Here is a 24,296-nt window from a genome sequence, read left to right on the forward strand (position 1 = left end):
CCCCTTTCGTCGCCCCCGCTCCGCCGTCATGCCCGAACTTCCCGAAGTCGAAACCACCCGCCGCGGTATCGCCCCGTATCTCGTTGGTCAGCGCGTCAGCCGGGTGATCGTGCGCGAGCGGCGGCTGCGCTGGCCGATTCCCGAGGATCTGGACGTGCGCCTGTCGGGGCAGCGTATCGAGGCGGTCGAGCGCCGCGCCAAGTACCTGCTGATCCGCTTCGAGGCCGGCACGCTGATCGCGCACCTGGGCATGTCCGGCAGCCTGCGGCTGGTCGAGGGCGCCTTGCCCGCGGCCAAGCATGAGCACGTCGACCTGCTGCTCGAATCCGGTCAGGCTTTGCGCTACACCGATCCGCGGCGCTTCGGCGCGCTGCTGTGGAGCGACGATCCGCTCAGTCACGTGCTGCTCGCCAGCCTCGGCCCGGAACCGCTGAGCGAGGCGTTCGACGGCGAACGGCTGTTCCAGCTGTCGCGTGGGCGCAGCATGGCGGTCAAGCCGTTCATCATGGACAACGCGGTAGTGGTCGGCGTCGGCAATATCTATGCGAGCGAGGCGCTGTTCGCCGCCGGCATCGATCCGCGCCGCCCGGCCGGCGGCATCTCGCGGTCGCGCTATCTGAAACTGGCGGACGAGATCAAGCGCATCCTGGCGCTGGCTATCGAGCGCGGCGGCACCACGCTGCGCGATTTCGTCGGCGGTGACGGCAAGCCGGGTTACTTCCAGCAGGAGCTGTTCGTCTACGGGCGCGGCGGCGAATTCTGCAAGCACTGCGGCACGACCCTGCGCGAGGTTCGCCTCGGCCAGCGCGCCAGCGTCTATTGCAGTCGTTGCCAGCGCTGATCGCTGCGCGGCGCGTTGACGGCGTTCACGCTCGCGAGGCGGCGGCCACTGCTATAGTGGCCGGCACAACTTGAAAATGCCGCGTTTCGCACAGCTGAAGGACCACACCATGAATCTGTTCCGCTCCACCGCTGTTGTCTTGGCTCTGACCACCGGCCTGCTGGCAATGCCGGCACAGGCGGAAACAGTCACCCAGAATGCCAGTGGCGATCCGGCCTACACGGTCGAGGCACCGCCTGCGTTCGCCATGATCGGCGACCTGGTCGTCGCCCGTCCGCTGCTGATCGGTGCGACGCTGGTCGGCGCTGTCGCGTTCGTCGTCAGCCTGCCGTTCACCGTGCTCGGCGGCAACGTCAAGGAAGCCGGTCAGGCACTGGTCGGCGACCCGGCGCGCGAGGCCTTCGTGCGCTGCCTGGGTTGCACCACTTCGCAAAGCCCTTACTGATGCCGATGGCGCGGGGCGCTCGTTCCGCGTAATCCTGAAATTCCGCATCGCGCAGCCTGCCCTGCAGGCTGCATTCTCCTGACCAACCCCGCCCCGGCCCGCCACCTCGGCGAGGCATCGTCGCCGCATGGCGAATCCCCTAGAATGCCCGGCGGTCGCACGCCGGTGCTGCAGCGGCGACCATCCCTATGTGACCGGCTCGGCCGGTTCTTTCCCTATGGCACGCGGCAGGTAACGAAAAGTACACATGGGCACGTTCAAGAAGCACGTCAGGACATTCCTGATCGTGGCGGGGAGCCTTCTGCTCGGGGCAGCGTTCTGGAGCAGCCAGCCCTGGCTGGAGCTGTGCGCCGGCCTGGCGCTGTTCCTGTTCGGTATGCAGTGCCTGGAGGAAGGGCTGCGCCAGCTGGCCGGTGGCAAGCTCGAACAGCTGTTGGCGCGGACCACCGCGACGCCGTTCAAGGGGCTGCTGTTCGGCGTCGGCGGCACCATGCTGCTGCAGTCGAGCACGCTGGTGTCGCTGTTGACCATCGCCTTCATCAGTACCGGGCTGATCAAGCTGGCCGGCGGCATCCCGATCCTGTTCGGCGCCAATCTCGGCGCCACCAGCGGCATCTGGCTGCTGGCGCTGGCCGGGCACAATCTCAGCCTGGCGCCGCTGGCGCTGCCGTTGCTGGTGTTCGGCGTGCTGGCGAGCTTCCTCGGCGACAAGGGCAAGGCGGCCGGGCGCATCGTATTGGGGATCGCCTTTATCTTTCTCGGCATCGATCAGATCAAGGACGGCTTCTCCAGCTTCGGCAGCGACGTGGACATGTCGGCCTACCAGGCCGAGGGACTGATCGGCCAACTGCTGTTCGTCGGCATCGGCCTGGCGGCCACGGTGGTGCTGCAGTCCAGTCATGCGACGCTAATGCTGACGCTCGCCGCACTGGGTGCCGGCCAGCTGGCGCTCGGCCCGGCGCTGGCGATTGCCATCGGCGCCAATGTCGGCAGCAGCGTCACCACCGCCTTCGTCGGCTCGCTCGGCGGCAACCGCAGCGGGCAGCGTCTGGCGCTGGCGCACGTGCTGTTCAATACGCTCACGGCGCTGGTGGCGCTCGTTCTGCTGCTGCCATTGACCGCGCTGGTGCAGGAGGTTGGCCTGGGCGACAACGCGCTGCTGCAGCTGGCGTTGTTCCATACGCTGTTCAACGGGTTGGGCGTGTTGCTGTTCTGGCCGTGGCAGGTGCGTCTGGCGGCGCTGTTGATTCGCCTTCTGCCCGACCGGGTCGAGCCGACGGTGCTGATCACCGAACTGGCGCAGCCGGACGAACCGCCGCAGCGCACCCGCGCGCGTTACCTCAACGCCCGCGCGCTGGATTCGGCGGATGCCGCCACCTGTGCGGTGGCGCAGGAGCTGCAGCACATGACCCGGCTGAGCCTGGAAGTGATCTGCCATGCGCTGTTCCTGCCGGTGGATCAGCTGATGCGCCAGGGACGCATCGATGACGCACTGATGGCCGCGCCACCGGAGCCCGGTGCGCTGGATGCCGAGCAGCTCTACCAGCGCCACATCAAGGGTGTGTACGCCGACCTGCTGAGCTTCATGGGCCGCCTCGAGGTGCCGCTGGACGAGCAGCACCAGGCGTTCTGGCTGAGCGGCCAGATCGCCGCGTTGCAGCTGGTGGATGCGGTCAAGGACGCCAAGCATCTGCAGAAGAACCTCGGCCAGTACCTACGCCAGGAAGCCTCGACGGTGCGCCGCTCGTACGTCGAGCTGCGCCGCCATCTGCTCGAGGCGCTGCGCGAGCTTCGTGCGCTGACTCATTCGGAGCTGCCGGAGGAGCTGTGGCGCGAGCGGCTGCAATGGCTCGACGAGCGGGCCGCCGAGTTCGACGGCGCGTTTCGCAAGCGCCTGTTCCTCGCCGTGCGCAACCACGATCTGGACGGCCTGCAGACCAGCTCGCTGATGAACGACCTGGGCTACGCCAGCCGCATTATCCAGAGCCTGCGCAATGCCCTGTTGCTGGCCGACGGGCAGGAGCCGATCCGCCAGTTGCGCCAGCTGTCGACCGACGACGGTCCGATCATTCAGCGGCCCTGAGCGGCGACACCAGAAGCGCCCGGCCGATGCCGCGCGGATCGCTGGCGGCGTCGACCGCGCCGCTGCGCTTGTTCCAATAGAGCACCTGCTGGTTGCCGTAATCGCGCTCGATCAGCTTTGGCTGGTGGCCGAGCGCGCGCAGCGCCTGCAGCTGCGCCGGGCTGAAGGTGGCGGCCTCGTACTGCAGCACGTCGGGCAGGTACTGGTGGTGGAAGCGTGGCGCCGCCGGCCAGGCCGACACCGGCTCGCCGTCCAGGTAGGCCAGCACCGAGAGCAACACCATGCTCGGGATGCGGCTGCCGCCGGGCGTGCCGAAGCTGGTGAACTCCCGCTCGCTCTCGATGAAGGTCGGGCTCATGCTCGACAGCGGGCGCTTGCCGCCGGAGATCGCGTTGGCGCTGCTGCCCTTGAGCTGATAGGCGTTGCTGCCGGCGATGTCGGCGGCGAAATCGTCCATCTCATCGTTGAGCAGCACACCGGTGCCGGGCACGGTGAACGCGGCGCCGAACATCATGTTCAGCGACAGGGTGGCCGCCACCGCGTTGCCTTCGGTATCGATCACCGCGAAGTGGGTGGTGTGCTCGCCCTCACGCCAGCGTGGCGCCGGCGGCAGGGCGCTGCTCGGCGTGGCGCGCGCCGGATCGATGCCGGCAGCCTGCGCCTGCAGATAGTCTGCCGACAGCAGCCGCTGCAGCGGCGCGCGGACGAAGTCGGGATCGCCCAGCAGGCCGCGGTCGCGATAGGCGCGGCGCAGCGCCTCGACCACCAGGTGGCTGCGCTGCACCGGCGCGGCGTCGCGCCAGGACAGGTGTTCGAGCATGCCCAGGCTCTGCGCGAGGATCACGCCGCCGGCCGAGGGCGGTGGCGCGCCGATCAGCTCGCGGCCGTCAGCCAGCTGGAAACGCAGCGGTGCACGCTCGACGGTCTGGTACTCGGCCAGATCCCGCAGCGTCCAGATGCCGCCGGCGGCGCGCACGCCCTGCACCAGGCGCTCGGCCAGATCACCGCGATAGAAGCCGTCACGGCCTTCGCGTGCCAGACGTTCGAGGGTGGTGGCCAGCTCCGGCTGACGCAGGCGCTGACCCTCGGCCGGCAGCTCGCCGTCACGCAGGAACAGCCGCGCGCTCTCCGCATCGGTGCGCAGCGCATCGAGACGCCAGCTGGCACGCTGCCGGTAGACCGCGTCGACGCTGAAGCCGTCGCGCGCCAGGGCGATGGCCGGCGCCAGGGTTTGCGCCAGCGGTAACCGGCCGCGCTGCTGCGACAGTTCCGTCAGCGCCGCCGGGGTGCCGGGAATCGCCGCCGCCAGCGCGCCATTGAGCGACAGTTCGCGCTGTACCTCGCCATCGCGCAGGTAGAGATCGGGCGTGGCAGCCAGCGGGGCGCGCTCGCGGGCGTCGAGGAAGCTGAAACGAGCCGGTTCGCCGGCTTCGCGCAGGAGGAAAAAGCCACCGCCGCCGAGGCCCGAGCCATAGGGTTCGACCACTGCCAGCGCAGCGCTGACCGCCACGGCGGCATCGAAGGCGTTACCGCCGGCCTGGAGGATTTCCCGGCCGACTGCGCTGGCCAGCGGGTGCGCGGTGGCAACGGCGCCCTGTGCCGGCGGTTGCGCCTGGGCGCAGAAGGAGAACAGCAGGAGAGCGGCGAGACAGGCCCGCACGCCCTCGCGCAGTGCGCGTCGGCGAGCCGGCCGCACCGCGTGCATCAGGCCTTGCCGGTGATGATCAGATACTTCTGCATCAGTTCGTCCTTGCTCTCGACGTTGTTCTCGTCGAGCGGGATGCAGTCGACCGGGCAGACCTGCTGGCACTGCGGCTCGTCATAGTGACCGACGCATTCGGTGCAGAGGTTGGGATCGATGACGTAGATTTCCTCGCCCTGGGAAATCGCGCCGTTCGGGCACTCGGGCTCGCACACGTCGCAGTTGATGCAGTCATCGGTGATTTTCAGGGACATCCAGCGAACTCCTGCCACGGCTCAGGCCGCAGCACAGCAGATAACGACGCGCAATTGTGCCGCATTGGCGGGCCTGCTGCCCACCGGCGGATCCCTCAGCGCTGGCCGAAGCGCACCTTGAGCGCGTCCATCACCGCCGGATGGACGAACTTGGACACGTCGCCCTCGAGCGAGGCGATCTCGCGCACCAGCGTGGAGGAAATATAGGAGTACTTCTCCGACGGCGTGAGAAACAGGCTCTCGACCTCCGGCGCCAGCTGGCGATTCATGTTGGCCAGCTGGAACTCATACTCGAAGTCGGACACCGCGCGCAGGCCGCGCAGCAGCACGTTGGCGTTCTGCTCGCGGACGAAATGCGCCAGCAGCGTGGAGAAGCCCATGACCTCGACGTTCGGCAGGTGCTTGGTGACTTCGCGGGCCAGCTCGACGCGTTGCTCCAGCGGGAACAGCGGATTCTTCTTCGGGTTGGCCGCCACGGCGATGATCACCTGGTCGAACAGCCGGGAGGCGCGCTCCACCAGATCGGCGTGGCCCATGGTGATGGGATCGAAGGTTCCCGGATACAACACTCGATTCATCGCGGCGTCCTGACGCAGGCGTGGGGGTGTGGATGGTAGCGGCTGCGCGTCGGCAGCGTAAAGTCTCAATGGCCGTGCGGCGATCTGCGCGGATAACCTGCCGATCTCAGGCGTTCTGCAAGTCTTCGCTGAGCTGACTGGCGAATTTCGCGCACAGGGCGTAGATCGACAGCTGCGGGTTGGCGCCGATGCTGGTGGGAAACAGCGAGCCGTCGTGAACCGACAGGTTCTCCAGCTGATGATGCCGTCCGCGGCTGTCGACCACCGCCAGGCGCGGATCGTCGCCCATGGCGCAGCCGCCCATCACATGCGCGCTGCCGAGCCGCGTGCGGTAGAGCGCAAGGTCGAGGCGATCGATCAGCTCGCGCGCCGCGCGCGGCGTATTCACATAATCCGCATCGGCATGCAGCGGCAGCACGGCGCGCGCGCCGGCGGCGAACTGGATCTCGGCCATGCTGTGGAAGGCGCGGCGGATGCCGTCCCAGCTGTAGGCGGTCATGCGGTAATCGAGCACCGGCGTGCCGTCGCTGCGCAGCTCGACGCGGCCTGCGGCGCTGTCCGGGTGAAAGCCGTCGCGCTGCAGCGCGATCATCGCGTGGGTGTGCGGCAGCTGCGCCATGCGCAGGGCGTTGTCGATGCCGAAGCGGCCGAACAGGGTCGCCGCCAGCGCCGGATGCAGCGGCGGCACCTCGAGCTTGTAGGACATGCGCCCGCGCGGGCCGTCTTCCCACTGGAAGTGATCCGAATAGATCGACTGCGGTGCACCGTAGAACGGGTTGATGACCTCGTCGAACTGCGCCGCGCAGAAGTTGGTCAGGTGCAGGAAGGTGCGTTTGCCGACGCGCCCGTGCGGGTCCGGTGCGGCGGAGCGCAGCAGCAGCGCCGGGCTGTTGATGCCGCCGCCGGCCAGCACGTAATGCCGCGCCCGGACCTGAATCCGCCGGCCGCTGGGCGCCACGCCGCGCGCATCCATGCCGACGCAGTCGAGCCCGGTGATACGCCCGGCGTCGATCCGCAGGCGCTCGGCGCGGGCCAGATAGAGCAGTTCGCCGCCGTGATCGAGCAGTGCCGGGATGCTGGTGACCAGCATCGACTGCTTGGCGTTGGTCGGGCAGCCCATGCCGCAGTAGCCGAGGTTCCAGCAGCCGCGCACGTTGCGCGGAATCACTGCCCAGCGATAGCCGAGGCGTTCGCAGCCGCGCTGCAGCACCGCGTTGTTGGCATTCGGCGGCATGGCCCACGGCGCGATGCCCAGGCGCTCTTCCATCCGCGCGAACCAGGGCGCCAGCTGCTCCGTGGCAAGGCCGCTGACGGCGTGTTCGCGGGCCCAGTGGTCGAGCGTCTGCGGCGGTGTGCGAAAGCTCGAGGTCCAGTTCACCAGCGTGGTGCCGCCCACCGCGCGGCCCTGCAGGATGGTGATGGCGCCGTCCTTGCTCATGCGCCCGACGCCTTCCTGGTATAGCGAGCGGTAGGCGGTGGATTCCTGCAGATCGAAGTCGCTGCTGGTGCGCAGCGGACCTTCTTCGATCAGCAGCACCTTGAAACCGGCCGCGCTGAGGATTTCCGCGCTGGTGGCGCCACCGGCGCCGCTGCCGATGATGGCGATGTCCGTCTCCAGCGTGAGGTCGCCGGCGAGGCGCGAGCCATCGTGGGTCTGCCAGCCACGGGCGAGGCCGGCGGCAAAGAGGTCGGGGATGGGCATCGTTGCTCCTGAAATCAGACCGTGGGCGGGCCGGGATAGCCGCAATGCGCCCAGGCCTCGGGCCGGCCGTACCAGGCCATCAGCACCAGTTGCAGCAGGACGCCGTGGCCCTGGCGCAGCAGCGCCAGCGGAGCGTTTTGCCAGCGTTGCAGGAAGTCCTGCATGGCCTGGTCGCTCGCCGCGTCCCAGCCGCCCCAGATGCCGGTCAGCGGGCCGCGCGTGATCGGCAGGCTGAGCAGGTCGAACAGCTGCAGCACCTGCGCGGCCAGCGCCGGCGACAGCTGCTGCAGGTTGCGATCGAGGCTGCTCAGCGTGCCCTCGACCACCGCCGGCGCGCTTGGCGCTGCCACCGCGCCGGCCAGCAGTACGGGGATCAGCCGGCGCAGCAGCGGCAGGTCGCTGCTGCGCAACAGGCCGAACTCCGCCGCCGCCAGCTCGCGACCGCAGCCGCTCAGGCTGGCGCAAAGCCCCGTGGTTGCCAGCAGCGCACCGCCGAGCAAACCGATGCGCAGCAGCCCGCGGCGATTCAGTGGCAGGTCGCTCATCAGCGCACCAGCAGGCGGTAGAGCAGCTTCTGCCACCACTTGCCGTAGGGCGGATAGATCAGGCGTGCCGCGTTCAGGCGCGGCTTGCTGAACACGCCGCGGGCCTTGCTGAAGGTCAGGAAGCCTTCGTGCCCGTGATAGTGGCCCATGCCCGATGCGCCGACGCCGCCGAACGGCAGGTCGTCCTGGGCGACGTGCAGCAGGGTGTCGTTCAGGCATACGCCGCCGGACAGCGTGCCATGCAGCACGCGCTGCTGCTCGGCGCGGTCGTAGCCGAAGAAGTACAGCGCCAGCGGCCGCGGCCGGGCGTTGACATAGGCGATGGCCGCGTCGAGATCGTCGTAGGGCACCAGCGGCAGCAGCGGACCGAAGATTTCCTCGTGCATCACGCGCATGTGCTCGTTGACGTCGAGCAGCAGGTGGTGCGCCAGACGGCCCGGCGCGCTGTCCTCGAACAGCGGCAGCACGCGGGCGCCCTTGCTGCGCGCATCGTCCAGATAGTCCCGCAGGCGGGCGAGCTGGCGGGTGTTGATGATCGCGGTGTAGTCCGGGTTGTCCGCCAGGCGCGGCAGCAGGCGGCGCACCGCCGCGCGGTAGGCGTCGGCGAAGTCGTCCAGACGCGCGCGCGGCACCAGCACGTAGTCCGGCGCGACGCAGGTCTGCCCGGCATTGAGCGTCTTGCCGAAGGCGATGCGTTCGGCGGCGTCGGCCAGCGGCACCGTGGCCGAAACGATGGCCGGCGATTTGCCGCCCAGCTCCAGCGTCACCGGGGTGAGATTGTCCGCGGCGGCGTGCATCACGTCGCGACCGATGTGCGTCGCGCCGGTGAACAGCAGATGATCGAACGGCAGCCGCGCGAAGGCCTTGCCGACCTCGACATTGCCGAGCACCACCGCCACCTGATCCTCCGGGAAGACCTGCGCCAGCAGCCGCTGGAGCAGCGCGCCGGTGGCCGGGGTCGACTCGCTCATCTTCAGCATCACCCGGTTACCGGCGGCCAAGGCGCCGACCAGCGGGCCGATGGCCAGATACAGCGGGTAATTCCACGGCACGATGATGCCGACCACGCCCAGCGGCTGATAGATCACCCGCGCGCTGGCCGGCTGGAACGCCAGCCCGACGCGGCGCCGCGACGGTTTCATCCAGCCGCGCAGGTGGCGACGGGCGTAACGGATGCCATGCAGGCTCGGCATGATCTCGGCCAGCAGCGTCTCGTCGGCCGAGCGGTTGCCGAAGTCGGCCGAGATCGCCTCGACCAGTGCCTGCTGGTTGCCCGCCAGCACGTCGCGCAGCGCGTTCAGCCATTGCCGCCGCGTCTGCGCGCAGGGCAGCGGCGCGGCCGCGCAGGCACTGCGCTGCGCAGCGAGGATCTGCTGCAGGTACGCAGCGGGCGTTTCGACAGGCATGGCGGCTCCTGAGGGCGGCGAGAGAGTGTTTTCTAGAGTAATTGCTCTAAAGTGTCAACGCGACTCGCCTGCGCCGGTGCGGGGCTGTACCGTTGCACCCTCGCAGACCCCACGAGACCGACGCCCATGGCGCCCCGAGCAAAGACCCGCGACCGCATCCTCGATGCCAGCCTCGAGCTGTTCAATGCCCAGGGCGAGCGCGGCGTCAGCACTAATCACATCGCGGCGCATCTGGGCATATCGCCGGGCAACCTGTACTACCACTTCGCCAACAAGCAGGCGATCGTCGCCGAGCTGTTCAGGCGTTACGAGGCTCGCATCGACGAGTTCCTGCGCCCGCCGCAACGGGCGTTGACGGTGGCGGACAAGGCCGTCTATCTGGAGGCGCTGCTGGCAGCGATGTGGGACTTCCGTTTCTTGCATCGCGACCTGGAAGCGCTACTCGCCGCCGACGAAGCGCTGGCACAGCGCTACCGCGCCTTTGCGGCGCGTTGCCTGGACAACGCGCGGGCGATCTATCAGGGATTCGTCGACGCCGGCATCCTGCGCATGGGCCCCGCCGAGGTCGACGCGCTGGCACTCAATGCCTGGATCATTCTCACTTCCTGGGTACGCTTCCTCGGTACCGTCGGCGAGCCCTCGGTGCAGCTCGGGCCGGGGCAGTTGCGTCGCGGTATCTATCAACTGCTGGCGCTGGAGATCGGCTTCGTATCGCCGCAGGCGGCCGGGGATGTTGCGGTACTGCGGGATCAGTTCCGGGTGCTTCCGTAGCTGCCGTTCGGCGGCTAAGCGCGCCTAGACGTCAGCCAGCCACTGCGGAATGCGCCGCTCCAGGTAGTAGCGCGGGCGGCGCGGTGTGCCCTCGATGAAGCCGACATGCCCGCCGTGGGCGTGCAACTCCAGCGTGGTGGTCGGTGACAGTTCGCTGGGTTCCGGCACGCTGTGGCGGAACACGAAGGGGTCATCGGCGGCCTGGATCAGCAGTGTCGGGATCGCGATGTCGGGCAGGAAATAGCGGCTCGACGCACGCCGGTAGTAGTCCTGGGCGTCCCGGTAGCCGTGCAGCGGCGCGGTGATGCGGCCGTCGAAATCCCAGAAGGTGCGCATGCCGTCGAGCGTGCCCAGGCCGCTGAGCGTGGCCAGGTGCTGCTGCAGGTCGCGTTCGCGGAACAGCCGTTGCTTGTCCTTCACGTAGGCGACCATCGCCTTCATGAAGTGCGCCTGATAGAGGCGCGAGAAACCCAGGCCGATGCGGTCGGCGCACTGGTCCAGACGGAACGGCACAGACACCGCGACGGCCTTGCGCAGCGGGCTGCTGACGCCGCTTTCGCCGAGGTACTTGAGCAGCACGTTGCCGCCCAGCGAATAGCCGACCGCGTGCAGCGGCGCCAGCGGGCGGCTGGCCTGCAGGTGAGCGATGACTTCGCCGAGGTCGTCGCTGGCGCCGGAATGGTAGGCACGCGGCAGCAGGTTGGGCTCGCCCGAGCAGCCGCGCCAGTTGATCGCCACGCTGGCCCAGCCGCGCGCGGCCAGCTGCTGCTGCAGGCCGAGCACGTACAGCGAGCTGGACGAGCCGGTGAGCCCATGCAGCACCAGCACCAGCGGCGCCGCAGCGTCGTGCGGGCCGTGCCAGTCGAGGTCGATGAAGTCGCCATCGGCCAGCCACAGCCGTTCGCGCCGTCGCGCGAGTGCCGGCGCGCTGCGCAAGAACGGGTTCCACAGGGTCTGCAGATGCGGCCCCGGCAGCCACCAGGCGGGTTGGAAGAGGTCGGTCACGGTTGCTCGCAGCGCATGGGTTGGCTCGACGTTAGTGCCCGCCGTGGGCAATGAACAGCACCATGTGCGGCTTGAATGGTGCCGGCCTTTCGGCGGACGTATACCTTTGGAGATATGGCCAGCGCGCCGCCGCGGGTAAACAGTGCACGGTGAATCCGCAGCCTGGAAACCAAGCCATGACCACCACCCCGTTCGATGAACTCCTGAATGCCGCGCGGCAGGAACGCGAGCCGCAGCGGCTGCTGTTCGTTTTCGTCACGGCGGAACTGCCTGACGACGCCACCGAGGAGGAGCGCCAGCGCTTCGAGGAGAATGCCGGCGGCTCGCTCAAGCCGGTGCTCTGCGTCGACAAGCTGCCCGAGGAGCTGAGCAGCTTCGCCGCGCTGCGCGAGGAGTCGCGGCGTACCGGCGTGGCCTGGGACCTGTTCTTCGCCGCCGCACTGCCGGGGCTGGCCGGCATCACGCCCGGCTCGGACGACGCAGAGGAGCCGCTGAAGATGATGGTCGCTGCCATCGAGACCGGCAACATCGGTCGCTTCCTGGCGTTCGACCGCGACGGGCAGACGGTCGACTTCTACTGAACCGCACGGTGCCGCGCGTCCGCAGCGGCAGCTGATCCGCTCAGGCCGTGCGCTCCCACAGCGCGTAGTACACCTTGCCGGCCTTCTTCTCGCGATGCAGGCGCCAGTTGGCCGGCAGCCCCAGGCTCGACGGCAGCGCTTCGCTTTCGGTGTAGATCCAGGCGCGCTCGGTCAGCCAGCCCTTGTCTTCGAGCAGCGTGCACGCCGGTTGCAGCAGGTTCTTGTTGAACGGCGGATCGAGGAACACCAGATCGAACGGCGTCGGCGTCTGGGTTTCCAGGTAGCGCAGGGCATCGCTCTGCAGCAGCTGGCCGTTGCCGCAGTTGAGCGTGTCCAGGTGCTTGCGCAGGCTGGCGATGGCGCTGGCGTTGAGGTCCAGCGCCAGCGCCATGCCGGCGCCGCGCGACAACGCCTCGAGATAGAGTGCGCCGCTGCCGGCGAACGGGTCGAGCACCCGCGCGCCGGAGAGGTACGGCATCAGCCAGTTGAACAGCGTTTCGCGCACGCGGTCGGGCGTTGGCCGCAGCCCTTCGGCATCGGGAAAGCTGAAGCGGCGCGAGCGCCAGTCGCCGCCGATGATGCGTAGCTGGCCCTGGCCGCCATGGGCGCTGGGTCGAATCGGTGGGTTGGCCATCAATGCTCCGGAACCGCGCTGGGCTGTTCGACAGGTCGTTCGGTAGGCGGCGGCAGCGGTTGCTGCTCGACGCTGGGGCCGGCGGTGACGATGACGAAACCGTCGGGCTGCAGGTGCTTGTTCATCGCCGCCTTGACCTGTTCGACCGTCAGCGTCTGGATTTCACCCATGAAATCTTCCAGATAGGTCAGCGGCAGGTCGTAGAAGCCGATGCTGCCGAGCTGGCCGACGATGTCGGCGTTGCTCGCCGTCGAGAGCGGGAAGCTGCCGGCGATCTCGCGCTTGCTGCGTTCCAGCTCGGCCTCGGTCGGGCCTTCGGCAAGGTAGTCGCGTACCAGCTGCTGCACCAGCTGCAATGAGCCGTCGGTCAGTTCGGCGCGGGTCTGCATGCTGATCATGAACGGTCCGGCGGCGCGCATCGGGCTGAAGCCTGAGTAGATGCCGTAGGTCAGCCCGCGCTTCTCGCGCACCTCTTCCATCAGCCGGGTGCCGAAACCGCCACCGCCGAGGATCTGATTGCCCAGATAGAGCGCCGCATAGTCCGGGTGGCCGCGCGGGATGCCGAGCTGAGCCAGCAGCAGGTGGGTCTGGTTGGACGGGTATTCGATGTGGTGCTTGCCGGCCGGTGGTGCCTCGGGCACCGGGGTCGCCGGCAATGCCGGGCCCTGCGGCAGCGCGGCGGACACCTGCGCGGCGACGGCCTCGGCCTGGGTACGGTCGAGATCGCCGACCAGCGCGATCACCAGATTGCCGGCGGCATAGGCACGGGCATGGAACTCGCGCAGCTGCTGCACGCCGATGCCCGGTACCGACTCGGCGGTGCCTTCGCTGGAATGCGCGTAAGGATGCTCGCCATAGAGTTGCTCGAACAGTTCGAGGCTGGCCAGTTTGCCGGGGTTCTGCTTCTGGAACTCGAAGCCGGCCAGCAGCTGGTTCTTGATCCGCTGCAGCGAATCCTCCGGGAAGGTCGGGCGGCCGACCACTTCGCTGAACAGCTCGAGCGCTGCCGTGCGCTTGTCCGCAGCGCTCAGGCTGCGCAGGCTGGCCACCGCCATGTCGCGGTAGGAGCCGTTGCTGAAATCAGCGCCGAGCCCCTCGAAGCCCTGGGCAATGGCGGTGACATCCTTCCCGGCGACGCCTTCGTTGAGCATCGCGTTGGTCAGCAGGGCGAGCCCTGGTGTGCCAGCGTCCTGGCTGCTGCCGGCGGCGAAGGTCAGCCGCAGGTCGAACATCGGCAGCTCGTGGGCCTCGACGAACAGCACCTTGGCGCCTTCGGCGGTCTGCCAGGTCTGGATGTCGAGTTTGCGCCGCGCCAGTGGCTGCCCGTCGAGGCTGGCCAGCGACTGCAGACGCGGTGCATCGCTGTCGGTCGCCGCCGGGCGGGCCTCGGTCGTCGTCGGCGCCGCCTGGGGTGGCGGGACGGGAGCGTCCTGATCGCAGCCGGTCAGGGTGAGGAAGGCGGCCAGCAGCAGGCCGGACAGGTCGCGGCGCAGGGTGCGGGAGTCATTCATCGGCGCTCTCCTCGGGCAGCACGTGGGCGACGCTCAGGCGCGTAGGGGTGAAGTAGGTGCGCGCCGCCTGCTGGATGTCCTCGGGGGTGACGGCTTCCAGCGCGGCCAGCTCGTCGTCCATCAGTCGCCAGGACAGGCCGACGGTTTCCAGCTGGCCGATGGTGGTGGCCTGCTGGGTGATCGAGTCGCGTTCGTAGACCAGCCCGGCGATCACCTGGGCACGTACGCGCTCCAGTTCCTCGCGGCTCGGCGCGTTCTGCTTGAGCAGGTCCAGCTCGGCCCACAGGCGGCTTTCGACATCGGCCAGGCTGTGGCCTTTCTGCACGTTGGGCACCGCCGAGAGCATGAACAGGCTGTCGCCGCGGGCGTAGGCGTTGTACCAGGCGGAGGCGCTGGTCACCAGCTCCTCGCCGCGCTCCAGGCGTTCCGGCAGGCGCGCGCTGTAGCCGCCGTCGAGCAGCGCGGCGATCAGGCGCAGGGCGTGGATCTGGCGCGCGTCCGCCTCGGTCGACAAGCTCGGCACGTTGAACGCCATCAGCAGGCTCGGCAGCTGCGTGTTGACGTGCAGCTGCAGGCGCCGCTCGCCGGGTTGGTCCAGCTCCAGCGGCGCCTTGGCCGACGGCAGCGGACGCTTGGCGATCGGGCCGAAGTAGCGCTCGGCCAGGCCGCGTACCTCGTCCTGGGTCACGTCGCCGACCACCACCAGGGTGGCGTTGTTCGGCGCGTACCACTGCTCGTACCAGGCGCGCAGCTCGTCGGCCTGCATGCGTTCGAGATCGGCCATCCAGCCGATGGTCGGGTTGCGGTAGCCGCTGGCCGGGTAGGCGACGGTCTTGAAGCGCTCGAAGGCCAGTGCATTGGGCTTGTCGTCGGTGCGCAGGCGACGCTCTTCCTTGATCACCTCGATTTCGCGGGTGAACTCCTCGACCGGCAGCTTGAGGCTGGCCAGGCGATCGGCTTCCAGCTCGAAGGCCACTGCCAGGCGATCACGCGCCAGCACTTGGTAATAGGCGGTGTAGTCGTCGCTGGTGAAGGCGTTTTCCTCGGCACCCAGCTCGCGCAGGATGCGTGAGGCTTCGCCGGGACCGAGCTTGCGGCTGCCCTTGAACATCATGTGTTCGAGCGCGTGCGAAAGGCCGGTCTGGCCGGGTGTCTCGTAGCTGGAGCCGACCTTGTACCAGAGCTGGGAGACCACCACCGGCGCGCGATGGTCCTCGCGCACGATGACCTTGAGGCCGTTGTCGAGGAAGAATTCGTGGGTCGGCTGGCTGTCGGTCGCGGCGACCAGCGGCAGATACAGCGCGCCGAGCAACAGGGCCGCAGCGCGGCGTAACGTCAGGTGCATAGCAGGTTTCCCGGGTCAATGGCGCCGAAGCGGCCGGCAGGGCGGGCAAAGCGCCGAACATGGTACTGGCGAGGGCGGAACAGGCAAAGCGCGCAGTGCCGTGGGGCCTGTGGCCGTGCTTAGCGCACCCCGGCGGGGAGGTGCTAGGATAGCGCCCGTCCAGCCGGCGGCGTGGCTGCCGGCGTTTCGCATCCTTGAGAATATCTTCTCCATGTTTGGTTCAAACGACGACAAGAAGACGCCGGCCGAGCCCGGCGAGAAGAAGGGCCTGTTCGGCTGGCTGCGCAAGAAGCCGCAGGCGCCGGCCGCCGAACCGCCGGCCAGCGAGCCGCCGGAAGACAGCCAGCCACTGGCCGAATACGCGGATATCCAGGCGGCCGAGACGGCCGAGGCACTCGCCGTACAGTCTGAGCGCACTGCCGAGCCGGAGCAGCCCATTGCGTCCGCAGTACCCGTTCTCGCAGAGCCCGTTCCCCCAGAACCCGAGCCAGAGGCCGAACCAGAACCCGAGCCTGCGCTCGAAGTGCAGCCCGAACCGCAACCGGTCGCTGCCGCGCTGGCGCCCGAGGCTCCGGCCAAGCTGGGCTTCTTCGCCCGCCTGCGCCAGGGCCTGTCGAAGACCAGCGCCAGCATCGGCGAGGGCATGGCCAGCCTGTTCCTCGGCAAGAAGGCCATCGACGACGACCTGCTGGAAGAGCTGGAAACCCGCCTGCTGACCGCCGATGTCGGCGTCGAGGCCACTGGCGTGATCATGCAGAACCTCACCCGGCGCGTGTCGCGCAAGGAACTGGCCGACAGCGGCGCGCTTTACAAGGCGCTGCAGGAAGAGCTGGCGAGCCTGCTGCAACCGGTCGAGCAGCCGCTGATCATCGATAGCCAGGCGCGGCCCTACGTGATTCTCGTGGTCGGCGTGAACGGCGTCGGCAAGACCACCACCATCGGCAAGCTGGCGCGCAAGCTGCAACAGGAGGGCAAGAAGGTCATGCTTGCCGCCGGTGACACCTTCCGCGCCGCTGCCGTCGAGCAGCTGCAGGTGTGGGGCGAGCGCAACAACATCGCGGTGATCGCCCAGCACACCGGCGCCGACTCGGCCTCGGTGATCTTCGATGCGGTGCAGGCCGCCAAGGCGCGCGGCATCGACGTGCTGATCGCCGACACCGCCGGCCGCCTGCACACCAAGGACAACCTGATGGAGGAGCTGAAGAAGGTCCGTCGGGTGATCGGCAAGCTCGACGAGACGGCGCCGCACGAGGTGCTGCTGGTACTCGACGCCGGCACCGGGCAGAACGCGATCAATCAGACCCGCCAGTTCAACCAGGCGGTTGAGCTCACCGGGCTGGCGCTGACCAAGCTTGACGGCACCGCCAAGGGCGGAGTCATTTTCGCCCTGGCCAAGCAGTTCGGCACGCCCATCCGCTACATCGGCGTTGGCGAGGGTATCGATGATCTGCGCACCTTCGAGGCGGATGCCTTCGTGCGGGCGCTGTTCGGCCAGCAGGACGGCAAATGATCCGTTTCGAGCAGGTCGGCAAACGCTACCCCAACGGCCACGTCGGGCTGCACGAGCTGTCCTTCCACGTGCAGCGCGGCGAGTTTCTCTTCGTCACCGGCCATTCCGGCGCCGGCAAGAGCACGCTGCTGCGCCTGCTGCTGGCGATGGAACGGCCGACCAGCGGCAAGCTGCTGCTAGCCGGACAGGACTTGTCGCGTATCACCACGGCGCAGATTCCGTTCCTGCGCCGGCAGATCGGCGTGGTGTTCCAGAACCACCAGCTGCTGTTCGATCGCACGGTATTCGACAACGTCGCGCTGCCGCTGCAGATCCTCGGGCTGAACAAGCGCGAGATCGGTCAGCGGGTGATGACCGCGCTGGAGCGCGTCAGTCTCAAGGACAAGGCGCTGCAGTATCCGGCGGACCTGTCCACCGGACAGCAACAGCGGGTCGGCATCGCCCGCGCGGTGGTGCACCGACCGGCGCTGCTGCTGGCCGATGAACCCACCGGCAACCTCGACCCGCGACTGGCGGCCGAGATCATGGGCGTGTTCGAGGACATCAACCGCCTCGGCACCACGGTATTGATCGCCAGTCACGATCTGGCGCTGATCGCGCGCATGCGCCATCGCATGCTGACGCTGCAGCGTGGTCGCCTGATCGGCGACGGGGAGGCCAGCTGATGAGCGACGAACGCAAAGCCAAATCCAATACCAGCGCGGCCGAGCGCGTCGGCGGTTCGGTGAAGAAAGCCGAGCACAGGAGCGACGAGCCGGATTTCCAGACGCTGCTGCATGCCTGGCTGGAAAGCCATCGCGCCAGTCTGGTGGACAGCGTCAGCCGCTTGTTCAAGCAGCCGATCGGCAGTTTCTTCACCTGTCTGGTAATGGCGGTGGCGCTAAGCCTGCCGATGGGGCTGGCGCTGCTGCTGGACAACGTCGAACGGCTAGGTGGGTCCTGGCAGCGCGCGGCGCAGATCTCGCTGTTTCTTGAGCTGGATGTCGACGCGGCACGCGGCGAGAAGCTACGCGACGAGGTGGCGGCGCTACCCGATGTCGCCGAGGCGACGTGGATCAGCCGCGAGGCGGCGCTGGAGGAATTCCAGCAACTGTCCGGGCTCGGCGAGGCACTCAAGGAACTACCGGAAAACCCGCTGCCCGGCGTGGTGGTGGTCACGCCCGAGGAAGTCGACAAGGACAAGCTCGAAGCCCTGCGTACGCGGCTCGCGGCACTGCCTGGCGTCGAGCAGGCGCAGCTCGACCTGCTGTGGGTGGAGCGGCTGACGGCAATCCTCAAACTCGGCGATCGTTTCGTTTTCGGTCTCAGCCTGCTGCTGATCGCGACGCTGCTGCTGGTGATCGGCAACACCATCCGCCTGCATATCGAGAACCGTCGCACCGAGATCGAGGTGGTCAAGCTGGTTGGCGGCACGGACGGCTACGTGCGCCGCCCGTTCCTCTACATGGGCGCGCTCTACGGTCTGGGCGCCGGCCTCATCGCCTGGCTGCTGCTGGCCTACGGCCTGGGCTGGCTGAACGAGGCGGTCACGCGGCTGGCGGGGCTCTACGGCAGCGATTTCGGCCTGTCCGGAGTGCCTTCGGGCGACGCCCTGTCGCTGGTGATCGGTGCCGTGCTGCTGGGCTATATCGGGGCCTGGCTGGCGGTGGCGAGGCATTTGAGCGAATTGGCTCCGCGCTGATAACTCGTTGATATATAAGCGCTTATCGGTAACGTAAGTGAACTTTTCGGTGTGCTTGAAGTCTCATGCGGCAATGCTAAACTGCTGCAGCTTCACTATCGGAGGAACTGCATGACCACGACTCTGCAACCTGTTCACGCGCTGGTCCCGGGAGCCAATCTCGAGGCCTACGTGCACACCGTAAACAGCCTGCCGCTGCTTACCGTCGAGCAGGAGCGCGAACTGGCTGAGCGGCTGTTCTACCAGCAGGACCTCGAGGCCGCGCGGCAGATGGTTCTGGCGCATCTGCGCTTCGTCGTGCACATCGCCCGCAGCTATTCCGGCTACGGCCTGGCCCAGGCCGACCTGATCCAGGAAGGCAACGTCGGCCTGATGAAGGCGGTCAAGCGCTTCAACCCGGAAATGGGCGTGCGCCTGGTGTCCTTCGCCGTGCACTGGATCAAGGCGGAAATCCACGAGTTCATCCTGCGCAACTGGCGCATCGTCAAGGTCGCCACGACCAAGGCGCAGCGCAAGCTGTTCTTCAACCTGCGCAGCCAGAAGAAGCGTCTGGCCTGGCTGAACAACGAGGAAGTCAACCGTGTGGCGGACAGCCTCGGCGTCGAGCCGCACGAGGTCCGCGAGATGGAAAGTCGTCTGACCGGCCACGACATGGCGTTCGATCCGGCTGCCGATGCTGACGACGACAGTGCATTCCAGTCGCCGGCGCATTATCTGGAAGACCACCGCTACGACCCGGCCCGCCAGCTGGAAGATGCCGACTGGAGCGACAGTTCCACTTCCAGTCTGCACGAAGCGCTGGAAGGCCTCGACGAACGCAGCCGCGACATTCTCCAGCAGCGCTGGCTGAGCGAAGACAAGGCGACGCTGCATGATCTGGCCGCCAAGTACAACGTCTCCGCGGAGCGCATTCGCCAGCTGGAAAAGAATGCGATGAACAAGCTCAAAGGCTCGATCCAGGCCTGACGCACGACGCGGCGAAGGTTCTGTTGAACGCGGGAGTGGTCTGACGACCCTCCCGCGTTTTTCATGGGCGCTCGGTTCGCACCGCTCAGCGCGACGGTGCGAGTGCGCGCTGAACGGCGGTCAGTAACTGCGCGCTGGTGATCGGCTTGTGCAGCCAGACGGTGTGTTCGTCGTCAATGCCGGGGTCGAGCCGGTTGGCGGCGGAAATGACGATTACCGGCAGGCCGCGCAGCGCCGGATCGCGACGGATCTCCTCGATCAGCTGGCGGCCGCTGCCATCGGGCAGATGCAGGTCCAGGGTCATCGCCTGATAGCCGCCGGCGGCCAGCCGCTCGCGTGCCTGGTACAGGCTCTGCACGCGATCCACCGCATAGCCGCCTTCGCGTAGCATCAGGTGCAGCAGGCGACCGGTGTCCGGTTCGTCCTCGACCACCAGCAGGCGCGGGCGTCCGTCATCGTCGCTGCTGTCGCCGTACAGTTGGGTCTGCACCGGCAGCTGGCACCAGAACGTGGTGCCCTGGCCGTCCACGCACTCAAAGCCGACGCTGCCGCCCATGCGCTCGATCAATTCCTTGCTGATCGCCAGACCCAGGCCGGTCCCGGCGACCTTGCGGCTGTCGGAGGCATCGGCCTGGGCGAACTTCTCGAACACCTGCTGACGGAACGCCTGCGGGATGCCGGGACCCTGGTCACTGACGCAGACGCGCACCTGGTTGTCGCGCATGATGGCGTGTACGCGCACTTCGCCGTGCTCGGGGGTGAACTTGATGGCATTGGAGAGGAAGTTAGTCAGCACCTGTTGCAGGCGCAGGCCGTCGACCCAGACGTTGACCCGCGGCGGCGCTTCGAGCACGCAGCGCACGCCGTGTTGCTCGGCGAAGCCCCGGTTGCTCGCCACGGCATCTTCCAGCAGGCGCGCCAGGTCGTGTTCGCGCAGGTCGAAGGTCATCTTGCCGGCGGCCATCTTCTCCATGTCGAGCAGGTCGTTGATCAGGTGACCGAGGCGCTGGCTGTTGCGGTAGGCGATCTCGAGCATCTGCTGCATCGCCGGCGGAGCTTCGCCCAGCGCGCCGCCGGTGATCAGCCCGAGCGCGCCACTGATCGAGGTCAGCGGCGTGCGCAGTTCATGGCTGACGGTGGAGACGAACTCGTTCTTCATCTGCTCGATGCGCTTGCGCTCGGTCAGGTCCATCAGGGTGCCGCTGAGGCGTTGCGCCTGGCCGTTCGTGTCGCGCTGGATGTAACCGCGCAGCAGGACCGGCACCACCTCGCCGTGCTTGTGCTGCAGACGCAGCTCGGTGGTGAAGTGGTCGACGTTGGACAGCATCGTCCGGGCCAGGCGGGCACGTTCGCGCGCGAGGTCTTCGGCGACCATCACCCGTTCCCACAGCTTGAGATCGGAAGGCAGCTCGCCGGGGCGATAACCGAGCATCTCCCAGGCGCGCGGCGAGGCGTAGAGCGTGCCGGCTTCGAGGTCGAGGTCCCAGAGGCCGTCATTGCTGCCCTTGAGCGCGAGCGAGAGACGCTCCTCGCTCAGCCGCAGGGCCTGCTTGTTGCGGCGGATGTGCCGGGTCATCTGTTCGGCGAGCGCCTGGGCGCGCTGGTGGCGCAGCGCCAGCGAGGCGGTGAGGAAGAACAGCAGCAGGCTCAGACCCAGTCCCAGGCCGACCACCAGCGCGTCGTTGGCGTGAAAGCGCGCCTCGAACTCCGGCAGACTGTTCAGGCGCAGCGTCCAGGTCTGGCCGTACAGCTGCAACTGTTGCAGGCGGCTGTAGGCGGGCTGGCGGGCATTCTCGGGCGCCTGGTGGGTGGTGAACAGCAGATGCTCGGCTTGTTCGCGGTCGCTGGCATAAATGCTCAGATCCAGCGGCAGGTCGACATCGCCGAGAATGCCCTGCATCAGGTCGCCCAATCGATAAGGGCTGTAGACGAAGCCACGCAGCGCCGTCATGCGCTGCTCGGCGGTGTCCAGCAGTAGCCCCGGACGGTACACCGGCACGTAGAGCAGGACACCGGCCTGCACATCGCCATCGATCTCCTGCATCAGGGTGACCTTGCCGGTGATGCTGGTGCGCCCCTCCCGCGCCGCCCGCAACATAGCCTGGTGGCGCGCCGGTTCGGAGTACATGTCATAGCCGAAGGCTGCGCGGTTGCGCGCATCGAACGGCTCCAGGTAGATGATCGAGGTATACAGCGGGCGCTGACCCTCGGGGCGAATGGCGTAGTCGGGAAAGCCTTCGGCACGTATCGCCGCCTCGTGCGCCGCGCGCTCGGCGGGCGTGATCACCTGGGTGAAACCGACGCCCTGGATGCCCGGGTAACGCTCGTCGAGTCGCAGGCGTTGCGTATAGGTGTGCCACTGCTCGCGGCTGACCAGGCCGCTGGCATCAAACAGGCCGGCGCCGCCGAGCAGGATCTGCTCGTGGTTGTGCAGGCGACGCTGGATGGCTTCGATGACCTTTTCGCTCAGCAGGTCGAACTGCTGGTTGGCCGCCTGCTCCTCGTTGCTGCGCAGGTGCTGGAACACCACCAGCTGCACCAGCAGCGTGAACAGCAGGACCAGCCAGGCAATGCCGTTGCGCCAGCCGATCAGCTGGCGCCAGCCGGTCAAGGACTCATTGTCGATTGCGGGATCGCCCATAAATTGACTGCAAGGCGCCACCAGACGCGAATGGAGACGAATTCAACGGTTGCACGGGCGTTTCGGCTCAGCCTTACGCAGCCATGCCCTCGGCGCAGGGTAGTGCACCGGCGCGAGAAAGCCTACCCATGAATGATGTCAGACTGACATATGGCGCCCGGCGGCGCTTTGCGACTGGCCATACTCCATGTCGGCAATCTGCCAGTCGATCTCCTGCGCGGCACGCGGGCGGGCGAAGCCATAGCCCTGGCCGTAGTCGCAGCCGTGCTCCAGCAGGAAGGCCGCCTGGTGAGCCTGTTCGATGCCCTCGGCGACGACCCGCAGCCCGAGGTTGTGCGCCAGGCTGATGACCGAGCGGGTGATCGCCGCGTCTTCCAGGCTTTGCGGCAGGCCGCGGACGAAGCCCTGATCGAGCTTGAGCTTGTGCACGTTCATGCGCTTGAGGCGCAGCAGCGACGAATAGCCGGTGCCGAAATCGTCGATCGCCAGGCGCACGCCGAGTTCGCGCAGCCGGCGCAGCTGCTCGCTGGCGGCGTCCGGGTCCTGCATCATCGCGCTTTCGGTGATTTCCAACTCCAGATACTGGGCCGCCAGGCCGGTTTCGCCGAGGATGCCGGCGACCTGCGCATCGAGTTCGCCGTAACTGAACATGCGGCTGGAGACGTTGACCGCCATGAAGTGCAGCGCCCGGCCGGCGTTCAGCCAGTCCCGCATCTGCCCGCAGGCTTGGGTCATCACCCAGTGATCGATGGCGCCGATCAGCCCGCTGTCCTCGGCGAGGGGGATGAAAACGGCTGGCGAGATCGGCCCCTGCTGCGGATGCGTCCAGCGCACCAGCGCCTCGAAGCCGACGATCGTGCCGTCGGTGAGGTCGTAGATCGCCTGATAGTGCACTTGCAGCTGATGCTGCTCCAGCGCCTGGCGCAAGGCGGTGATCAGTTCGACGCGCTGGCGGGCCTGACGGGTCAGCTCCTCGGAGTAAAAGGCATAACTGCCGCGGCCGTCGTGCTTGGCCTTGAACAGCGCGGAATCGGCGTTGCGCATCAGCTGCTCGACGTTCTGCACGTTGGTCGGCGAGGGATACAGCACGATGCCGATGCTGGCACTGCTGAACAGCTCGACCTCGCCGAGGCGAAAGGGCTGGTTCAGCACACCGAGGATGCGTAGCGCGAGTGACGCGGCCTGGTCGGCACCGCAGTTCTCACAGAGCAGGGCGAACTCGTCGCCGCCCAGGCGGGCGAGAGTCATGCCCTCGCGTACCAGCTCCCCAAGCCGGCGCGCGACGGCTTGCAACAGCGCGTCGCCGAGACTGGGGCCGAGGCTCTCGTTGATGTCCTTGAAGTGGTCAAGGTCGATCAGCAGCATCGCCCCGCCACGCTTGTGCGCACGGGCGCGCTCGATGTCCTGTTTGGCGCGCTCGCTGAACAGCAGGCGGTTGGGCAGCTGCACCAGCGGATCGTAGTGCGCCAGCTGCTCCAGCTCCTCGCGCGAGCGTTTGAGTGCGGTGAGGTCGGAAAATACCGCGACGTAATGGCTGAGTTGCCCGTGCTCGTCGTGGATGGCGCGCAGGTTCTGCCACTGCGGGTATACCTCGCCGCTCTTGCGACGATTCCAGATCTCGCCGCTCCAGGCGCCGGTGCTGCGCAGGGAACGCCACATGTCGCGATAGAAGTGCCGGTCATGCTGGCCGGACGCGAACAACTTGGGGGTCTGGCCGAGCACTTCGTCGATGGCGTAGCCGGTGATGCGGCTGAACGCCGGATTGACGTGCACGATGCGCTGTTCGGGATCGGTCACCAACACGCCTTCCTGGGTGCTGTCGAACACCGCGGCGGCCTGTCGCAGGCTGGTTTCCTGTTGGCGCTGGGTCTGCTGTTGCGCGGCGGCCCGACGGATATGCTGGCGCCCGAGCAGATACAGCAGCGTGCTGGTGACCAGTACGAACAGCCCGCCCTTGAGGCTATGCCAGCCGGCCTGGCGGCCATCGGTGAGGGCCAGCAGCAGCGGATCGCTGATCAGCACCCAAGTCATGGCCAGCAGGAAGTAACCCAGGCACAGCCGGAGGAGAGGCGTATTCATGTCCTGCTTCGGATCC

Annotated in this window: 21 protein-coding genes; 9 read left to right on the top strand and 12 right to left on the bottom strand. The window is 67.6% G+C overall.

What is annotated here, in order from left to right; translation table 11 throughout:
• Positions 1–28 precede the first annotated feature (28 nt).
• The 3 genes from mutM (at position 29) to U8L64_RS14080 (ending at position 3,369) form a co-directional block, all read left to right on the top strand.
• Entirely contained in the window at positions 29–841 is an 813-nt protein-coding gene (mutM, locus tag U8L64_RS14070; protein WP_043299474.1) for a bifunctional DNA-formamidopyrimidine glycosylase/DNA-(apurinic or apyrimidinic site) lyase, read from the top strand.
• 109 nt (positions 842–950) lie between these two features.
• Complete coding sequence (locus U8L64_RS14075) at positions 951–1,286, top strand: hypothetical protein (RefSeq protein WP_037020050.1); 336 nt, start codon at positions 951–953, stop codon at positions 1,284–1,286.
• Between the two features lie 247 nt (positions 1,287–1,533).
• The gene (locus U8L64_RS14080; RefSeq protein WP_138300863.1) at positions 1,534–3,369 is read left to right on the top strand and encodes a Na/Pi cotransporter family protein; all 1,836 of its coding nucleotides are present in this window, start codon (positions 1,534–1,536) and stop codon (positions 3,367–3,369) included.
• On the opposite strand, the gene ggt is transcribed toward U8L64_RS14080, so the two are convergent.
• From ggt to U8L64_RS14110, 6 genes are all read right to left on the bottom strand, one after another.
• Positions 3,353–5,074: a gamma-glutamyltransferase gene (gene ggt / locus U8L64_RS14085; RefSeq protein WP_138300864.1), complete on the bottom strand. Its 1,722-nt coding sequence runs from the start codon at positions 5,072–5,074 to the stop codon at positions 3,353–3,355. The two genes, U8L64_RS14080 and ggt, sit on opposite strands and share 17 nt — an antisense overlap.
• Positions 5,074–5,325 (bottom strand): YfhL family 4Fe-4S dicluster ferredoxin, encoded by a 252-nt coding sequence (locus U8L64_RS14090; protein WP_008568547.1) that lies wholly within the window; start codon positions 5,323–5,325, stop codon positions 5,074–5,076. Before U8L64_RS14090 ends, ggt begins: the two co-directional genes overlap by 1 nt.
• 95 nt (positions 5,326–5,420) lie before the next feature.
• Positions 5,421–5,903, bottom strand: coding sequence for a pantetheine-phosphate adenylyltransferase (gene coaD / locus U8L64_RS14095; RefSeq protein ID WP_043299477.1), 483 nt, complete (start codon positions 5,901–5,903; stop codon positions 5,421–5,423).
• 106 nt (positions 5,904–6,009) lie between these two features.
• On the bottom strand, positions 6,010–7,605 hold the full coding sequence (locus tag U8L64_RS14100) for a GMC family oxidoreductase (RefSeq protein WP_333398104.1): 1,596 nt from the start codon (positions 7,603–7,605) through the stop codon (positions 6,010–6,012).
• A 14-nt stretch (positions 7,606–7,619) separates the two neighbouring features.
• Positions 7,620–8,150 (bottom strand): twin-arginine translocation pathway signal protein, encoded by a 531-nt coding sequence (locus U8L64_RS14105; protein WP_138300866.1) that lies wholly within the window; start codon positions 8,148–8,150, stop codon positions 7,620–7,622.
• Complete coding sequence (locus U8L64_RS14110) at positions 8,150–9,556, bottom strand: coniferyl aldehyde dehydrogenase (RefSeq protein WP_138300867.1); 1,407 nt, start codon at positions 9,554–9,556, stop codon at positions 8,150–8,152. The genes U8L64_RS14105 and U8L64_RS14110 overlap by 1 nt, the downstream gene beginning before the upstream one ends.
• Positions 9,557–9,682: 126 nt before the next feature.
• Between U8L64_RS14110 and U8L64_RS14115 the strand changes: the two genes are divergently transcribed.
• Entirely contained in the window at positions 9,683–10,327 is a 645-nt protein-coding gene (locus U8L64_RS14115; RefSeq protein WP_333398105.1) for a TetR/AcrR family transcriptional regulator, read from the top strand.
• 24 nt (positions 10,328–10,351) lie between these two features.
• On the opposite strand, the gene U8L64_RS14120 is transcribed toward U8L64_RS14115, so the two are convergent.
• Positions 10,352–11,332: a hydrolase gene (locus tag U8L64_RS14120; protein ID WP_077682790.1), complete on the bottom strand. Its 981-nt coding sequence runs from the start codon at positions 11,330–11,332 to the stop codon at positions 10,352–10,354.
• A gap of 176 nt (positions 11,333–11,508) precedes the next feature.
• Here U8L64_RS14120 and U8L64_RS14125 point away from each other — a divergent pair, with 176 nt between their 5' ends.
• On the top strand, positions 11,509–11,913 hold the full coding sequence (locus tag U8L64_RS14125) for a hypothetical protein (protein ID WP_003286293.1): 405 nt from the start codon (positions 11,509–11,511) through the stop codon (positions 11,911–11,913).
• A 40-nt stretch (positions 11,914–11,953) separates the two neighbouring features.
• On the opposite strand, the gene rsmD is transcribed toward U8L64_RS14125, so the two are convergent.
• The 3 genes from rsmD to U8L64_RS14140 are packed head-to-tail and all read right to left on the bottom strand — an operon-like array spanning position 11,954 to position 15,403.
• Positions 11,954–12,547 carry a 16S rRNA (guanine(966)-N(2))-methyltransferase RsmD gene (gene rsmD / locus U8L64_RS14130; RefSeq protein WP_333398106.1) on the bottom strand — a complete coding sequence of 198 codons (594 nt, stop codon included), beginning with the start codon at positions 12,545–12,547 and terminating at the stop codon, positions 11,954–11,956.
• Positions 12,547–14,058: a M16 family metallopeptidase gene (locus U8L64_RS14135; protein ID WP_054094354.1), complete on the bottom strand. Its 1,512-nt coding sequence runs from the start codon at positions 14,056–14,058 to the stop codon at positions 12,547–12,549. Before U8L64_RS14135 ends, rsmD begins: the two co-directional genes overlap by 1 nt.
• Positions 14,051–15,403, bottom strand: a complete 1,353-nt coding sequence (locus U8L64_RS14140) for a M16 family metallopeptidase (protein WP_054094355.1) — start codon at positions 15,401–15,403, stop codon at positions 14,051–14,053. The genes U8L64_RS14135 and U8L64_RS14140 overlap by 8 nt, the downstream gene beginning before the upstream one ends.
• Positions 15,404–15,614: 211 nt before the next feature.
• Here U8L64_RS14140 and ftsY point away from each other — a divergent pair, with 211 nt between their 5' ends.
• From ftsY to rpoH, 4 genes are all read left to right on the top strand, one after another.
• Positions 15,615–16,913: a signal recognition particle-docking protein FtsY gene (ftsY, locus tag U8L64_RS14145; protein WP_054094356.1), complete on the top strand. Its 1,299-nt coding sequence runs from the start codon at positions 15,615–15,617 to the stop codon at positions 16,911–16,913.
• Positions 16,910–17,578, top strand: a complete 669-nt coding sequence (gene ftsE, locus U8L64_RS14150) for a cell division ATP-binding protein FtsE (protein WP_008568533.1) — start codon at positions 16,910–16,912, stop codon at positions 17,576–17,578. Before ftsY ends, ftsE begins: the two co-directional genes overlap by 4 nt.
• Positions 17,578–18,594: a permease-like cell division protein FtsX gene (gene ftsX, locus U8L64_RS14155; RefSeq protein ID WP_054094357.1), complete on the top strand. Its 1,017-nt coding sequence runs from the start codon at positions 17,578–17,580 to the stop codon at positions 18,592–18,594. The genes ftsE and ftsX overlap by 1 nt, the downstream gene beginning before the upstream one ends.
• 111 nt (positions 18,595–18,705) lie before the next feature.
• Entirely contained in the window at positions 18,706–19,560 is an 855-nt protein-coding gene (gene rpoH, locus U8L64_RS14160) for an RNA polymerase sigma factor RpoH (RefSeq protein WP_008568531.1), read from the top strand.
• Positions 19,561–19,645: 85 nt separating this feature from the next.
• On the opposite strand, the gene U8L64_RS14165 is transcribed toward rpoH, so the two are convergent.
• Positions 19,646–22,201 carry a hybrid sensor histidine kinase/response regulator gene (locus U8L64_RS14165; protein ID WP_333398107.1) on the bottom strand — a complete coding sequence of 852 codons (2,556 nt, stop codon included), beginning with the start codon at positions 22,199–22,201 and terminating at the stop codon, positions 19,646–19,648.
• A gap of 138 nt (positions 22,202–22,339) precedes the next feature.
• Positions 22,340–24,280, bottom strand: a complete 1,941-nt coding sequence (gene dibA / locus U8L64_RS14170) for a phosphodiesterase DibA (protein ID WP_333398108.1) — start codon at positions 24,278–24,280, stop codon at positions 22,340–22,342.
• Positions 24,281–24,296 lie beyond the last annotated feature (16 nt).

This window comes from Pseudomonas sp. FIP_A4 (assembly GCF_036701605.1).
GTDB lineage: Bacteria > Pseudomonadota > Gammaproteobacteria > Pseudomonadales > Pseudomonadaceae > Stutzerimonas > Stutzerimonas phenolilytica.

Excerpts from the sequence above, each read along its gene's own strand:
- rsmD (WP_333398106.1), bottom strand. The coding sequence starts at position 12,547 with ATGGCCAACCCACCGATTCGACCCAGCGCCCATGGCGGCCAGGGCCAG.
- U8L64_RS14125 (WP_003286293.1), top strand. The coding sequence starts at position 11,509 with ATGACCACCACCCCGTTCGATGAACTCCTGAATGCCGCGCGGCAGGAA.
- U8L64_RS14090 (WP_008568547.1), bottom strand. The coding sequence starts at position 5,325 with ATGTCCCTGAAAATCACCGATGACTGCATCAACTGCGACGTGTGCGAG.
- U8L64_RS14100 (WP_333398104.1), bottom strand. The coding sequence starts at position 7,605 with ATGCCCATCCCCGACCTCTTTGCCGCCGGCCTCGCCCGTGGCTGGCAG.
- rpoH (WP_008568531.1), top strand. The coding sequence starts at position 18,706 with ATGACCACGACTCTGCAACCTGTTCACGCGCTGGTCCCGGGAGCCAAT.
- U8L64_RS14135 (WP_054094354.1), bottom strand. The coding sequence starts at position 14,058 with ATGAATGACTCCCGCACCCTGCGCCGCGACCTGTCCGGCCTGCTGCTG.
- ftsX (WP_054094357.1), top strand. The coding sequence starts at position 17,578 with ATGAGCGACGAACGCAAAGCCAAATCCAATACCAGCGCGGCCGAGCGC.
- U8L64_RS14140 (WP_054094355.1), bottom strand. The coding sequence starts at position 15,403 with ATGCACCTGACGTTACGCCGCGCTGCGGCCCTGTTGCTCGGCGCGCTG.
- U8L64_RS14075 (WP_037020050.1), top strand. The coding sequence starts at position 951 with ATGAATCTGTTCCGCTCCACCGCTGTTGTCTTGGCTCTGACCACCGGC.
- ftsY (WP_054094356.1), top strand. The coding sequence starts at position 15,615 with ATGTTTGGTTCAAACGACGACAAGAAGACGCCGGCCGAGCCCGGCGAG.
- U8L64_RS14080 (WP_138300863.1), top strand. The coding sequence starts at position 1,534 with ATGGGCACGTTCAAGAAGCACGTCAGGACATTCCTGATCGTGGCGGGG.
- U8L64_RS14165 (WP_333398107.1), bottom strand. The coding sequence starts at position 22,201 with ATGGGCGATCCCGCAATCGACAATGAGTCCTTGACCGGCTGGCGCCAG.
- coaD (WP_043299477.1), bottom strand. The coding sequence starts at position 5,903 with ATGAATCGAGTGTTGTATCCGGGAACCTTCGATCCCATCACCATGGGC.
- mutM (WP_043299474.1), top strand. The coding sequence starts at position 29 with ATGCCCGAACTTCCCGAAGTCGAAACCACCCGCCGCGGTATCGCCCCG.
- ggt (WP_138300864.1), bottom strand. The coding sequence starts at position 5,074 with ATGCACGCGGTGCGGCCGGCTCGCCGACGCGCACTGCGCGAGGGCGTG.
- U8L64_RS14110 (WP_138300867.1), bottom strand. The coding sequence starts at position 9,556 with ATGCCTGTCGAAACGCCCGCTGCGTACCTGCAGCAGATCCTCGCTGCG.
- U8L64_RS14105 (WP_138300866.1), bottom strand. The coding sequence starts at position 8,150 with ATGAGCGACCTGCCACTGAATCGCCGCGGGCTGCTGCGCATCGGTTTG.
- ftsE (WP_008568533.1), top strand. The coding sequence starts at position 16,910 with ATGATCCGTTTCGAGCAGGTCGGCAAACGCTACCCCAACGGCCACGTC.
- dibA (WP_333398108.1), bottom strand. The coding sequence starts at position 24,280 with ATGAATACGCCTCTCCTCCGGCTGTGCCTGGGTTACTTCCTGCTGGCC.
- U8L64_RS14115 (WP_333398105.1), top strand. The coding sequence starts at position 9,683 with ATGGCGCCCCGAGCAAAGACCCGCGACCGCATCCTCGATGCCAGCCTC.